Annotated in this window: 13 protein-coding genes; 6 read left to right on the top strand and 7 right to left on the bottom strand. The window is 71.0% G+C overall.

All coding sequences use genetic code 11. From position 1 onward, the window contains the following. Nucleotides 1-108: 108 nt before the first annotated feature. The 3 genes from M2165_RS11480 to gtdA all read right to left on the bottom strand — a co-directional run bounded on the left by M2165_RS11480 (nt 109) and on the right by gtdA (nt 3,172). The gene (locus M2165_RS11480; protein WP_280814760.1) at nt 109-1,305 is read right to left on the bottom strand and encodes a 3-hydroxybenzoate 6-monooxygenase; all 1,197 of its coding nucleotides are present in this window, start codon (nt 1,303-1,305) and stop codon (nt 109-111) included. A 6-nt stretch (nt 1,306-1,311) separates the two neighbouring features. Next, a complete protein-coding gene (locus M2165_RS11475; protein ID WP_280814759.1) occupies nt 1,312-2,016 on the bottom strand; it encodes a fumarylacetoacetate hydrolase family protein in 705 nt (234 codons plus the stop codon). Between the two features lie 70 nt (nt 2,017-2,086). Then, entirely contained in the window at nt 2,087-3,172 is a 1,086-nt protein-coding gene (gene gtdA / locus M2165_RS11470) for a gentisate 1,2-dioxygenase (RefSeq protein WP_280814758.1), read from the bottom strand. A 143-nt stretch (nt 3,173-3,315) separates the two neighbouring features. Here gtdA and M2165_RS11465 point away from each other — a divergent pair, with 143 nt between their 5' ends. The 6 genes from M2165_RS11465 (at nt 3,316) to M2165_RS11440 (ending at nt 7,372) form a co-directional block, all read left to right on the top strand. After that, nucleotides 3,316-4,212 carry a LysR family transcriptional regulator gene (locus tag M2165_RS11465; protein ID WP_280814757.1) on the top strand — a complete coding sequence of 299 codons (897 nt, stop codon included), beginning with the start codon at nt 3,316-3,318 and terminating at the stop codon, nt 4,210-4,212. A 96-nt stretch (nt 4,213-4,308) separates the two neighbouring features. Next, a complete protein-coding gene (locus M2165_RS11460) occupies nt 4,309-4,752 on the top strand; it encodes an acyl-CoA thioesterase (protein WP_280814756.1) in 444 nt (147 codons plus the stop codon). A gap of 117 nt (nt 4,753-4,869) precedes the next feature. Beyond that, complete coding sequence (locus tag M2165_RS11455; RefSeq protein ID WP_280814755.1) at nt 4,870-5,358, top strand: phasin family protein; 489 nt, start codon at nt 4,870-4,872, stop codon at nt 5,356-5,358. Between the two features lie 118 nt (nt 5,359-5,476). Beyond that, nucleotides 5,477-6,184: a TetR/AcrR family transcriptional regulator gene (locus M2165_RS11450; RefSeq protein WP_280814754.1), complete on the top strand. Its 708-nt coding sequence runs from the start codon at nt 5,477-5,479 to the stop codon at nt 6,182-6,184. A gap of 16 nt (nt 6,185-6,200) precedes the next feature. Then, nucleotides 6,201-7,040 (top strand): hypothetical protein, encoded by an 840-nt coding sequence (locus M2165_RS11445; RefSeq protein WP_280814753.1) that lies wholly within the window; start codon nt 6,201-6,203, stop codon nt 7,038-7,040. Between the two features lie 71 nt (nt 7,041-7,111). Further along, entirely contained in the window at nt 7,112-7,372 is a 261-nt protein-coding gene (locus M2165_RS11440; RefSeq protein ID WP_280814752.1) for an acyl-CoA-binding protein, read from the top strand. 12 nt (nt 7,373-7,384) lie between these two features. Here the strand turns inward: M2165_RS11440 and M2165_RS11435 are convergent, their stop codons facing one another. From M2165_RS11435 to M2165_RS11420, 4 genes are read right to left on the bottom strand one after another with little or no spacing between them, the layout of a single operon-like run. Continuing rightward, the gene (locus M2165_RS11435; protein WP_280814751.1) at nt 7,385-8,632 is read right to left on the bottom strand and encodes a CaiB/BaiF CoA-transferase family protein; all 1,248 of its coding nucleotides are present in this window, start codon (nt 8,630-8,632) and stop codon (nt 7,385-7,387) included. 6 nt (nt 8,633-8,638) lie between these two features. After that, nucleotides 8,639-8,950, bottom strand: coding sequence for a polyhydroxyalkanoic acid system family protein (locus M2165_RS11430; protein WP_280814750.1), 312 nt, complete (start codon nt 8,948-8,950; stop codon nt 8,639-8,641). Then, on the bottom strand, nt 8,943-10,076 hold the full coding sequence (locus M2165_RS11425) for an aminopeptidase (protein WP_280814749.1): 1,134 nt from the start codon (nt 10,074-10,076) through the stop codon (nt 8,943-8,945). The genes M2165_RS11430 and M2165_RS11425 overlap by 8 nt, the downstream gene beginning before the upstream one ends. After that, the gene (locus M2165_RS11420; protein WP_280814748.1) at nt 10,073-12,127 is read right to left on the bottom strand and encodes a molybdopterin oxidoreductase family protein; all 2,055 of its coding nucleotides are present in this window, start codon (nt 12,125-12,127) and stop codon (nt 10,073-10,075) included. The genes M2165_RS11425 and M2165_RS11420 overlap by 4 nt, the downstream gene beginning before the upstream one ends. Nucleotides 12,128-12,131: the final 4 nt, after the last annotated feature.

Genomic DNA, 12,131 nt, shown 5'->3' with positions numbered 1-12,131 from the left:
CCACCCTTGCCAGGAACCCCGCGGAACCGGCTTTGCCGGGCCGCCGGGGTTGCCCCCGGCGAGGGGGTTGGCGGACCTCGCGCAGCGAGGGTAGCCTGGGGGAGGACTTCATTCCAGGCAGTGCTCGGGGCGCCAGGCGTAGAGCCATTCGACCGCATCGTAGAAGCGTTCGGGCGTGCGCCCCGCCCAGAGGCTGTTGCGGACCAGCCGCTCCACGCCCTTGGCATGGTAGAGCCGGCCCATCTCGCGCACCGACAGCACCACGCGCGCGGTGCGCGCGATGCGCGCGGCCTCGTAGCGCCTGAAGGCGGCGGGCATGTCGAAGTCGCAGGCGGCCACCGCTTCGCCGAGCGTGACCGCGTCCTCCAGCGCCATGCAGGCGCCCTGCGCGAGGTACTGCATCATCGGATGCGCCGCGTCGCCGAGCAGCGTGGCCGGGCCCTCGCTCCAGCGTTCGACCGGATCGCGGTCGGCCGTGCTCCAGCGGCGCCAGGAGGTCGGCCGGTCGAGCAACTGGCGCGGGCGCGCATGCACGCCCTCGAAGTACGAGAGCACTTCTTCCTTGCTGCCGTCGGACACGCCCCACTCCTCCGCTTCGCGGCTGTGGAAGGTGACGACCAGGTTGTACTGCTCGCCGTGGCGCAGCGGATAGTGCACCAGGTGGCAGTTCGGGCCGGCCCAGACCACGGGCGCGTTCCAGCGCAGGTCGGCCGGCATGTCGGCCACCGGCACCACCGCGCGATACACCACATGGCCCGAGACGCGCGGCGCGTCGCCCACGATCGCCGCGCGCACCACCGACTTCACGCCGTCGCAGCCCACGATCGCATCGGCCTTGAAGCGGCGGCCGTCGCGCGTGACCGCGACCACGCCCTGCGCGCCGGTGTCGATCGCCTCGACCTGCGCCGAGGTGTGGAAGCGGATCAGCGGATGCCGCTTCACGGCCTCGTGGATTGCGCCGTGCAGGTCGGCCCGGTGGCTCACCGCATAGGGATTGCCGAAGCGCGCGCGGAAGGCTTCGCCGACCGGCACCGAGGCCACCTCGCTGCAGTCGACCGCATCCATCATCACCAGCCGGTCGGTGAAGACCGAACCGCGGCGCACCGCCTCGCCCACGCCGAGCGCGTCGAGTGCCGCGAAGGCATTGGGGCCGAGCTGCAGGCCGGCGCCGATCTCGCCGATGGTGGCGCTCTGCTCGAGCAGGTCGATGGACACGCCCAGTCGCGCGAGCGCGAGCGCGGCGGCCATGCCGCCGATGCCGCCGCCGACCAGCAGCACGGCGGGAGGGTTCTTGGACGAGCTCATGCCGGTTCAGTCGATGCGGACGGTCAGCGTCGGCAGCCGGTCGATGCGCACCGTGATCGTCTGGCCGGGCTTGACCGCGCCCACGCCCTCGGGCGTGCCGGTGAAGATCAGGTCGCCGGGCTGCAGCGTGAAGAGCGTCGAGAGATTGGCGATGACTTCGTTCACCGACCAGATCAGGTGCGTGACGTCGCTCTTCTGGCGCACCTCGCCGTCGACCTCGAGCGAGATCGCGCCGGCATCGATCTCGCCCACGTCGGCGAGGGTGCGCATCGGCGCGATCGGCGCCGAGAAGTCGAAGGCCTTGCCGATCTCCCACGGCCGGCCCTGCTCGCGCATCTTCATCTGCAGGTCGCGGCGCGTCATGTCGAGCCCCACCGCATAGCCGTGGATGTGGCGCGCGGCCTGCTCGACCGGAATGTCGCGGCCGCCCTGGCCGATGCCGACCACGAGTTCGGCCTCGTAGTGGTAATTGCTCGTGAGCGGCGGGTACGGAATGGCGCCGGTCGCGCCTTCGGCCATCGGCACCACCGAGGCGTCGTCGTTGGGCTTGCAGAAGAAGAACGGCGGCTCGCGGTCGGGGTCGAAGCCCATCTCGCGTGCATGGGCCGCGTAGTTGCGGCCCACGCAGTAGACGCGGCGCACGGGAAACAGGTCGCTCGAACCGACGATGGGCAGGCCGACGATCGAAGGAGGCGTGAAGACGAAGGACATGAGGGCTCCTGCCGCGCGTGGCGGCACTGGTCTGGATAACGAAAAAGCGAGAAAGAAGGAAAGCGCGGGCTCAGGCGTCGTCGAGGAAGGCCTCGCGCAGCACGCCCATGGCCTGCTGCACCGGGCGGTCGGAGAAGCTGAACAGCACCACGTCCTCGCCCGGCGCCGAAAGCCGCAGCGGCGCCCACGAGGGCACGACGAAGGTGTCGCGCGGCGCGAAGTCGAAGCGCTGGCCGGCGATCTCGGCCGTGCCGCGGCCCTCGACCACGCTGTAGACGGTGCCGTCGGTGGCGCGGTGCGTCCTGCCGGCAAAGCCCCTGGGCAGCAGCTGCAGCTGGGTGCCGATGGTGGGCATCGGCGCGCCGCCGGTCAGCGGGTTGATGTAGCGCAGCTTGTGGCCGAGCCAGGCATCGGGCGCTTCCTGCTTCTGCAGCAGGGCCAGCGCCTCGCGGCTGCGGGCATAGGGATAGTTGAAGATCGGCGAGGTCGGCGCGACGTGGTCGTGCCGCACCGGCACCATGTTGTGGCCGAAGCGCGCGAGGCTGTGGCCCTCGGGCCGCGCCACGTGCTGCACCCTGGCGTCGTCGTTCTCGGCGAAGCCGGCATCGAAGAAGCGCAGCATCGGGATGTCGAGTCCGTCGAGCCAGACCACCGGCTCCGCGCTGCCGTCCACGCCCTCGTTGCCGTGGTCGTGCCAGGCCCAGGAGGGCGTGATGATGAAGTCGCCCGGGTACATGGTGGTGCGTTCGCCGCCCACGGTGGTGTAGGCGCCCTTGCCGTCGACGATGAAGCGCAGCGCCGACTGCACGTGGCGGTGCGAGGGCGCGACCTCGCCCGGCATGATGAGCTGGAGGCCGGCGTAGATCGACTGCGTGATCGAGGCGTTGCCCGGCAGCGCGGGGTTCTCGAGCACCAGCACGCGGCGCACCGCCTCTTCGGCGGTGATGAGCGCGGCCGATTCCATCAGCAGCGGGCGGATCTCGTCGTAGCGCCAGAGCGCGGGCACGCAGGGCGTGGCAGGCTCGCGCGGCACCAGCGCATGCAGCGACTCCCACAGCGGCGAGAGGTTGAGCGGCCGGATGCGCGCGTAGTAGTCGCGGCGCTCGGCCGCGTTGGCAGGGGCCGGCGCGGCCGGCTGGCGGGCGGTGGGGTTCATCGTGTGGTGGCCGGCCTCGCGGGGCCGGTGTCTCCTGGGGATCGCCGATCTTGCGCCGCCACTACTATTGGCGCAAGCGGCCTGCGGCGATAGGCTCGATCGCGCTTTTCGATAATGGTGCGCCACGGCAAAGGAGTGACGACATGGCCCAGCTCGATCTGGAGTGGCTGCAGGTGTTCGACGAGGTCTACAAGACCGCGAACGTGTCGAGCGCGGCGGAGCGGCTCGGCATCTCGCAGTCGGCCGCCAGCACGGCGCTGGCGCGGCTGCGCACGCATTTCGGCGACCGGCTCTTCGTGCGCACCTCGCGCGGCATGGAGCCCACGCCCTATGCGCGGCAGATCCAGCCGCTGGTGCTCGACATCCTCGACCGGCTCAACCGCGCCAAGGGCGGGCGCGCGAGCTTCGATGCCGCCACCGCGCAGCGCAGCTTCCGCATCTGCATGACCGACATCAGCGAGGTGGTGCTGCTGCCCGGCCTGCTCGACCACCTGCGGCGCGCGGCGCCGGGCGTGCGCATCGAGACCGAGATCATCTCGACCGAGAGCGCGCGCCGGCTCGAGGAGGGCGCGGTCGACCTGGCCGTGGGCTTCATGCCGCAGCTCGATGCCGGCTTCTACCAGCAGACCCTTTTCATGCAGAACTTCGTCTGCCTCGCGGCGCAGAACCATCCGCGCATCGGCGCGCGCCTCACGCGGCGCCGCTTCGAGACCGAGGCGCATGCGGTGGTGGCCTCGTCCGGCACCGGCCATGCCATCGTCGACAAGACCATCGCGCGGCTCGGCCTGCAGCGCCACGTGGTGGCGAGCCTGTCGAGCTTCCTGAGCGTGGCGCGCATCGTGGCGCACACCGAGCTGATCGTGATCGTGCCCGCCATCCTCGGCAAGGTGCTGGCCACGCAGGAGCCGGTGAAGCTGCTCGAGCCGCCCTTCGAACTGCCAGCCTACGCGGTCAAGCAGCACTGGCACGAGCGCTTCCATGCCGACGCCGGCAACGCCTGGCTGCGGCGCACGCTGGCCGAACTGTTCGGCCGCGGCTGAACGCGCGCAGGGGCCCGACCGGCGGCGGCGCACCGGGGCGCGGCGCTCGCATAATGCGCTCCAGATTTCACTAACAGTTGCAAAGGCGGCGCCGCAATGTCTTCCATCACCCTTCGGTTCCTGGCCGAGCCCAGCACCGTCAATTTCGGCGGCAAGGTCCATGGCGGCACGGTCATGAAGTGGATCGACGAGGCCGGCTATGCCTGCGCCACGAGCTGGGCCAAGCGCTACTGCGTGACGGCCTTCATCGGCAGCATCCGCTTCCACCACCCGATCATGATCGGCGACCTCGTGGAGGTGGAGGCGCGGCTCGCCTACACCGGCAAGACCAGCATGAACATCTCGGTCGAGGTGCGCAGCGGCGACATGAAGGGCGGCTCCATGGACAAGACGACCGAATGCCTGATCGTCTTCGTCTCGGTCGATTCGCACGGCCGCCCGCTGCCGGTGCAGCCCTACGCGCCGCAGACGCCGGGCGAGATGGCGCTGGCCGAACGCGCCAAGAACCACCTCGACGCGAGCCGCGCCGCCGCCGGATAGCGGCCGCCCGGACGGACCGCCGCCGGTCCGCAAAGCCACCACATAGGCGCAAGGCTCTAATGCGGCATGCGGCTTGCCGCTAGAGTGGGGCGATCTCTTGCTTCACGGGAACATTCCATGGCCACCAAGGACGACGAACAGCAGGCGGGCGGCAACAACGCCGACCGCATCAAGGATTCCGCACAACAGATCTGGCTCGCAGGCCTCGGCGCCTTCGCCAAGATGCAGCAGGAAGGCAGCAAGGCCTTCGAGGCGCTGGTGAAGGACGGCGCCGGCATGCAGAAGAAGACGCAGCAGGCCGCCGAAGAGACGCTCGCGCAGGCGCAGGCGCGCATGGCGGGCCTGGCGAGCGAGTTCGGCACCAAGGCCGCGGGCCAGTGGGGCAAGCTCGAGAACATCTTCGAGGAGCGCGTGGCGCGCGCCCTCGAGAAGCTCGGCCATCCCTCGCCCGCCGCCCATGCGGCGCTCGAGGCGCGCGTGGCCGCGCTCGAGGCCGAGCTGCAGCGCGCGAGGAAGGCGCCGAGCCGCAAGACGGCGGGCCGCAGCGCGGCGCCCGCGGCTGCCGCCGCTGCCAAGAAGACCGTGCGGCGCGCCGCCAAGGGCTGAGCCGCCCGTTTTGCGGCGGCGCACAAAGAGCCTCGCCGCCGCCCGACTTTGCCCCGCGGGTTCGTGCTGCGGTGCACATGCGCTAGAGTGTTCCCAAGAGACAAAACAGGGGACCGACATGGCCAAGAAGGCGCCACGCCGCACAGCGCAACGCATCCTCGAAGCCGCACTGGCGCTTTTCAACCGGTTCGGCGAGCCGAACGTCTCCACCACGCTCGTGGCCGCCGAACTGAACATCAGCCCCGGCAACCTCTACTACCACTACCCCGCCAAGGAAGAGCTGATCAACAAGCTCTACGAAGGCTACGAGGCCGAGCTCGACGAACTGCTGCATGCCAGCGAGGGCGTGCACGACGTGGAGGACGCATGGTTCTTCATGCACAGCCTGTTCGAGCTGATCTGGCGCTACCGCTTCCTCTACCGCGACCTCAACGACCTGCTGAGCAAGAACCGGCACCTCGAGACCCGGTTCCAGCTCGTGCTGCAGAACAAGGTCCGCGCGACCCGCGTGCTCATTGCCGGCCTGAGCCGCGCCGGGCACCTCGACATCGACGCGCGCGAGGTCGACACGCTGGCCCGCAGCATGGTGGTGGTGCTGACCTACTGGCTCAGCTACGAGTACGTGCGCAATCCGCGCGAGGCGCTGGAACCGAGCCATGCCCAGGGCGCGCTGCTGCGCGGCGGCCAGCACACGCTGCACCTGCTCGCGCCCTACCTCGCGCCCGAGCAGCGGCGGCATCTGCTGACGCTGAGCCACGCCTACGGCGGCGAAGATCGCGAGAGCGCCGCCGCCGCGCCCGCCACGCCGGCCGACATGGCCGCCTAGCGGAGCGAACCGAGCCATGTCTCCTCCCGACTTCAAGCCGCTTTCGCTGATGTCCTCCGGCACCGCCGCGCCGCCGGCGGAACCCTGGACGCCGATGCCCTATGCCGACGTGCCGCGCTACGACGCCCGAAGCCTGCTGCCGCACTGGCCGCGGCTGCATGCCGGCCATGCGCTGCCGCCGCCGCCGCCGCACGGTCCGCTGGCCGACGGCTGGGCGCTCTACCACAGCGGCGAATTCGAGCGCGCCGCCGCGCTCGGCCTGCAGCATGGCGGCGCCGAGGGCCTGGTGCTGGCCAACCAGGCCACGGCCATCTACGCCAACTACCTGGAGCCGCGCGAGGCGGTCCGGCTCTCGATGTTCCGCCAGGTCGTCGAGCGCGCCGGCGCGCAGGCCGAGGCCGAGCCCGACAACTGCCATGCGCTCTACTGGCAGGCCTATGCGCTCGGGCGCTACAGCCAGGGCATCAGCGTGGCGCGCGCACTGGCGCAGGGGCTGGGCAGCAAGCTCAAGGGCGCGCTCGAACGCGTGATCGCGCTGCAGCCCCGGCATGCCGACGCGCACGTCGCGCTGGCCGCCTTCCATGCCGAAGTGATCGACAAGGTCGGCCCGCTGGTCGGCCGCATGACCTATGGCGTGCGCGCCGAGACGGCGTTCGAGCTGTTCGAGCGCGGCCTCGACCTGCATCCGCATTCGCCCGGCGCGCTGATGGAATACGCGCGCGCCCAGCTGATGCTGCACGGCGATGCGCGCATGGGCGAGGCCACGCGGCTCTACGAGAAGGCGGCGGCGGTGGAACCGGCCGACGCGAAGGAGCGGCTCGACGTCGAACTCGCGCGCGCCGGCCTGTCCGACTGACTGGTACCCACTCGTACCGCGCACCTTAAGATGCGCGGTCTTCCTCCATCCCTTTCTTCCGACCGACCGCCATGTCCGACGACCTCCACGCCCGATTCGAAGCCGCCCAGGCCAACTCCAAGCTCCTGGCCGAGCGCCCCGACAACCCGACGCTGCTCAAGATCTACGGCCTCTTCAAGCAGGCCACCGAAGGCGACAACACGGCCAAGAAGCCCAGCTTCAGCGACATCGTCGCGCGCGCCAAGTGGGATGCCTGGAGCGCGAACAAGGGCCTGGGCGCGGACGAAGCCAAGCAGAAGTACATCGACCTGATCGAATCGCTGCGGGGGTAGCCCGCCGCCGCCTCACCGCGGCGCGCCGACGATCCCGCGCGCGTGCAGCGCCGCGATCTGCTCGGCCGTGAGGCCGATTTCCTTCAGCACCGCGTCGGTGTCGGCGCCGAGGGCCGGCGCATTGCGGCGGTGGCTGGCCGGCGTGCGCGAGAGCTTGGGCACGAAGCCGGGCACCGCGAGCGCGCTGCCGTCGGGCATCCGCACCTGCTGCAGCATGCCGCGCGCGGCATAGTGCGGATCGGCCGCGATGTCGGCGATGGTGTAGATGCGCCCGGCCGGCACATGGGCCGCATCGAGCGCCGCGAGCACCTCGTCCACGCTGCGCGCCGCCGTCCACTCGCCGATCGCGGCATCGAGCATGGCGACCTGCGCGACCCGGCCGGTGTTGCTCGCGAGCGCCGGGTCGGCCGCGAGGTCCGGCCGGCCGATGCAGGCCATGAGGCGGCGGAAGATGCTGTCGCCGTTGCCCGCCACGATGGCGTAGCCGCCGTCGGCGCAGCGGTAGGCGTTGGTCGGCGCGATGCCCGGCAGCGCGCTGCCCGCGGCCTCGCGCACCGCGCCGAACGCGTCGTATTCGGGCAGCAGGCTTTCCATGCAGTTGAAGACGGCCTCGTAGAGCGCCACGTCGACCACCTGCCCCAGGCCCTTCGGATGCGCGGCGCTCACGGTCGCATGGCGGTGCTGCAGCGCCATCAGCACGCCGATCACCCCGTGCAGCGAGGCCAGGGTGTCGCCGATCGACACGCCCACGCGCACCGGCACCCGGCCGGGCTCGCCCGTGAGGTGGCGCAGCCCGCCCATGGCCTCGGCCACCACGCCGAAGCCCGGCCGGTCGCGGTAGGGGCCGGTCTGGCCGTAGCCGCTGATGCGCAGCATCACGAGCGAGGGATTCGCGGCCAGCAGTTCGTCGGGCCCGAGGCCCCAGCCCTCCATCGCGCCCGGGCGGAAGTTCTCGATCAGCACGTCGGCCTCGGCGGCCAGCTGGCGCACGATGGCCTGCGCCTCGGCCTGGCGCAGGTCGAGCGCGAGCGAGCGCTTGTTGCGCGACTGCACCTGCCACCAGACCGAGGTGCCGTCCTTCAGCAGCCGCCAGGTGCGCAGCGGATCGCCGGCGCCCGGCGGCTCGATCTTGATCACCTCGGCGCCGAAGTCGGCCAGCGTGCGCGCGGCGAAGGGGCCGGCGATGAGCTGGCCGAGCTCGACCACCTTGAGGCCCGCCAGCGGTCCCGCGGCGGAAGAAGAAGCAGCAGCAGCGGTCATGGCAGCTCAGGCGGCGCGCGGGCCACCGCCCGCGCCCAGCAGCGCATCGAGCTTGCCCGAGATCTTCTGCTCGATCTGCGCGCCGAAGCTCGCGAACAGGAAGCCGAGCGTGGCCTCCAGCCTCAGGCGGTCGGCCGTGACCTCGACCTTGCCGTCGATGCCCGCGCGGCTGAACTGCGCGACGTCCTGCGTTTCGCCCTCGGTGTAGGTGAAGGCCAGGCCGTAGTCCTGCTCCACCTGCCGCAGCCAGCGGCGCGCCACCTGGCGCGCGCGGGCGATGCCGAGGTCGTGGTTTCTTTCGATGTGGATGTCAGGCACCGCCGCCTCCGTGCGTCTTGTGTTCGTGGTGGAAATCGGAATTCGTCTGCATCACGCCGGTGGCGGTCTGCAGCGCCTGCCGGCGTTCTTCGGCATTCGGCAGCGCGGCGATCCGGCGCACCGCCTTGTAGAAGCGCGGCCACTGCCGGCCTTCGCGCTCGAAGAGCGCCTCGAAGGCCGGCACCAGGTCGTCGTAGGCGCCCTGGGCGCCGAAGGCCGCGTTGTTCGCGCGCGCCACCCAGCCGTCGTAGGCGCCCTGGCGCGGCCCCTGCCAGCCGGCGCGCAACTGCGCATAGCGTTCGCGGAAGTCGTCCATGGCGGCCTTCTTCATCGCATCGACCGCGGCCCACTCGCCGGCCTTGGCCTCGGCCGACCCGTAGATGCGGTCGAGCGCGCGCCGCGTCGAGAGCGCCAGCGCGCGGAACTGCTGGCGCTGCGCGTCGAAGCGGGCGTACTCGGTGCGCGCCGCGTCGCTCGCCTCGCGCTGCAGCCAGATCGCGCCGCCGAGGCGCTCGACCGCGGTGGCGTACGACTCGTTGAAGACGGTGTCGCCCGGCACGTAGAGCACCTGGTGCGCCAGCTCGTGGAAGACGATGCGCGCGAGCTCGCCCTCGGGATAGCCGATGAAGGTGGAGAGCAGCGGATCGCCGCCGGCCCAGTTCATCCAGCCGAGCGTGGAATACGCGGGCACGGGATAGACGGCGGTCTCGAGCCCCTTGGCGCGCTGTGCCTCGGCTTCGGCCTGGGCCGCGGCCAGGTCGTAGTAGCCGCGGTAGCCCACGCATCCCGCGACCGGGAAGCACCAGTTCTCGAGCGTGAGCGAATAGCGCGGCGCGGCCACCACGTTCCACACCGCCGCATTGCGGTGCAGCTCGGCGTAGGACGTGTAGCTCGGGTTGTCGGGCAGCGCCAGCTCGCTCACGGCGAAGCGGCGGATGCGCTGCGCGAGTTCGAGCTTGGCCTTGAGCGCCGCCGAGGCGGTCGGATCGGCCAGCCAGTCGGGCACCGGCCGGGCCGCGCGCAGGATGCCGAGGTGCCCGCTGGCCGACTGCCAGTAGTAGCCGAGGTCGGCGCAGCCACCCAGCAGCAGGGCGGCGGCCAGCGCGATCGCACCGTGCGGCCTCACGCCCGCTCCACCTCCACGAGGCAGTCGTAGAACGTCGGCCCGCGGCCGATGTCGGTCAGGCGCTGGCTCGTGAGCTGGTTGACGTTGGTGCCGTCCAGGCCGAACTTGCGCCACCAGATGCCCATGCCGTGCACCACGCCGGGCCGCGCGCGGCGCGAGATCTCGGCGCGGCAGCGGTGTTCGCCGCGCTGGTTGAACACGCGCACGGTGGCGCCGTCCTCGATGCCGCGCGCGGCGGCGTCGTCGGCGTGGATCTCGAGCAGCGGCTCGCCCTCGATGGCGCGCAGGCTGCGGACGTTGACGAAGGTCGAATTGAGGAAGTTGCGCGCCGGCGGCGAGATCATCGCGAGCGGGAACGCGGCCGAGCTGCCCGCGGGCTCATGGTTCGGCACGTGGTCGGGCAGGCCGTCGAGGCCCTGCGCGGCGAGGCGCTCGCTCCAGAACTCGCAGCGGCCCGAGGGCGTGGGAAAGCGGCCTTCGGCAAACGGGGCCTCGGGCAGCGCCAGGCTGGCAAACCCCTGCGCATGCAGTTGCGCATGGTCGATCGCGCCGGGCGCGAAGGCGCTGCGGCACAGCGTCTCGTCGTCGTCCGAGAAGCAGGGTTCGTCGAAGCCCATGCGGCGCGCGAGCTCGCGGAACACCCAGGCGTTGCTGCGCGCCTCGCCGCGCGGCGCGACGGCCGGGCGGTTCAGCATCACGTCGGTGTGGCCGTAGCTGCAGTGGATGTCCCAGTGCTCGAGCTGCGTGGTGGCGGGCAGCAGGTAGTCGGCGTAGTCGGCGGTGTCGGTGCGGAACTGCTCGAGCACCACGGTGAACAGGTCCTCGCGCGCGAAGCCCGCGACCACCTTGCCCGACTCGGGCGCCACCGCCACCGGGTTGCTGTTGTAGACCACGATGGCCTTCACCGGCTTCGCGGTGTCGAGCAGCGCATCGCCGATGGTGCTCATGTTGATGGTGCGCGGCCGGCGGCCCGCGAGCAGGTCGGGCCGCTGCAGCGCTGCGCGGTCGGCCGGATAGTGGCCCGAGCTGCTCAGCAGCAGCCCGCCCGCGCGGTGCCGCCATGCGCCCACCAGGGCGGGCAGGCAGGCGATGGCACGTGCCGCGTTGCCGCCGCCGTGCACGCGCTGCATGCCGTAGTTCAGGCGAATGGCGGCCGGTCGGGTGGTGCCGTAGTCGCGGGCGAGCGCGACGATCTGCGCCTCGGGCACGCCGCAGACGGCGGCGGCACGCGCGGGCGGCCACTGCAGCGCGCGCTCGCGCAGCCGTTCCCAGCCGAGCGTGTGGCGGGCGATGTAGTCGTGGTCGAGCCAGTCGTGGACGATCAGCTCGTGCATCAGCGCCAGCGCCAGGGCGGCATCGGTGCCGGGCAGCAGCGCGATGTGCTCGTCGCACTTGTCGGCCGTCTCGGTGCGGCGCGGATCGATGCACACCAGCCGCGCGCCGGCCCGCTTGGCGGCCTGGGCATGGCGCCAGAAATGGAGGTTGCTGGCGATGGCGTTGCTGCCCCAGATCAGGATCAGCTTCGCCTCGGCGAAGAACTCGATCCGCATGCCCACCTTGGCGCCGAGCGTGTAGACCATGGCCTCGCCGCCGGCCATGGAGCAGATCGTGCGGTCCAGCAGCGACGCACCGAGCTTGTGGAAAAAACGCCGATCCATCGACTCGCCCTGCACCAGGCCCATGGTGCCCGCGTAACTGTAGGGCACAATTGTTTCTGGATCTGTCTGTAATGTGCGCAGTTGGGCGACGATGGCGTCGAGCGCCTGGTCCCAGCTCACGGGTTCGAACCGGCCGCTGCCCTTGGGGCCGGTCCGCTTCATGGGCTGGACGAGGCGCTCGGCATGGTCATTGCGCTCGATGTAGCGGGAAACCTTGGTGCAAAGAACACCAGCAGTGTGCGAATGGGCCGGATTGCCCTGCAGCTTCACGGCCACGCCGTCCTGGACGGTCGTGACCAGGCCGCAAGTGTCCGGGCAGTCGTGCGGACAAGCGCCGAGAACCGTGGTGGTGGTGGGGAGAACAGTTGTCGCAGAGGCCGGGGCGTCGAGCATCCGG

Origin of the sequence: Variovorax sp. TBS-050B, from assembly GCF_029893635.1 — a bacterium.
Classification (GTDB): domain Bacteria; phylum Pseudomonadota; class Gammaproteobacteria; order Burkholderiales; family Burkholderiaceae_C; genus Variovorax.
Note: the sequence above shows the minus strand (reverse complement) of the source record. Positions and strands in the feature narration are given on the sequence as shown.

Coding starts and splice junctions, on each gene's coding strand:
- M2165_RS11480 (WP_280814760.1), bottom strand. CDS start 1,305: ATGAGCTCGTCCAAGAACCCTCCCGCCGTGCTGCTGGTCGGCGGCGGC.
- M2165_RS11475 (WP_280814759.1), bottom strand. CDS start 2,016: ATGTCCTTCGTCTTCACGCCTCCTTCGATCGTCGGCCTGCCCATCGTC.
- gtdA (WP_280814758.1), bottom strand. CDS start 3,172: ATGAACCCCACCGCCCGCCAGCCGGCCGCGCCGGCCCCTGCCAACGCG.
- M2165_RS11465 (WP_280814757.1), top strand. CDS start 3,316: ATGGCCCAGCTCGATCTGGAGTGGCTGCAGGTGTTCGACGAGGTCTAC.
- M2165_RS11460 (WP_280814756.1), top strand. CDS start 4,309: ATGTCTTCCATCACCCTTCGGTTCCTGGCCGAGCCCAGCACCGTCAAT.
- M2165_RS11455 (WP_280814755.1), top strand. CDS start 4,870: ATGGCCACCAAGGACGACGAACAGCAGGCGGGCGGCAACAACGCCGAC.
- M2165_RS11450 (WP_280814754.1), top strand. CDS start 5,477: ATGGCCAAGAAGGCGCCACGCCGCACAGCGCAACGCATCCTCGAAGCC.
- M2165_RS11445 (WP_280814753.1), top strand. CDS start 6,201: ATGTCTCCTCCCGACTTCAAGCCGCTTTCGCTGATGTCCTCCGGCACC.
- M2165_RS11440 (WP_280814752.1), top strand. CDS start 7,112: ATGTCCGACGACCTCCACGCCCGATTCGAAGCCGCCCAGGCCAACTCC.
- M2165_RS11435 (WP_280814751.1), bottom strand. CDS start 8,632: ATGACCGCTGCTGCTGCTTCTTCTTCCGCCGCGGGACCGCTGGCGGGC.
- M2165_RS11420 (WP_280814748.1), bottom strand. CDS start 12,127: ATGCTCGACGCCCCGGCCTCTGCGACAACTGTTCTCCCCACCACCACC.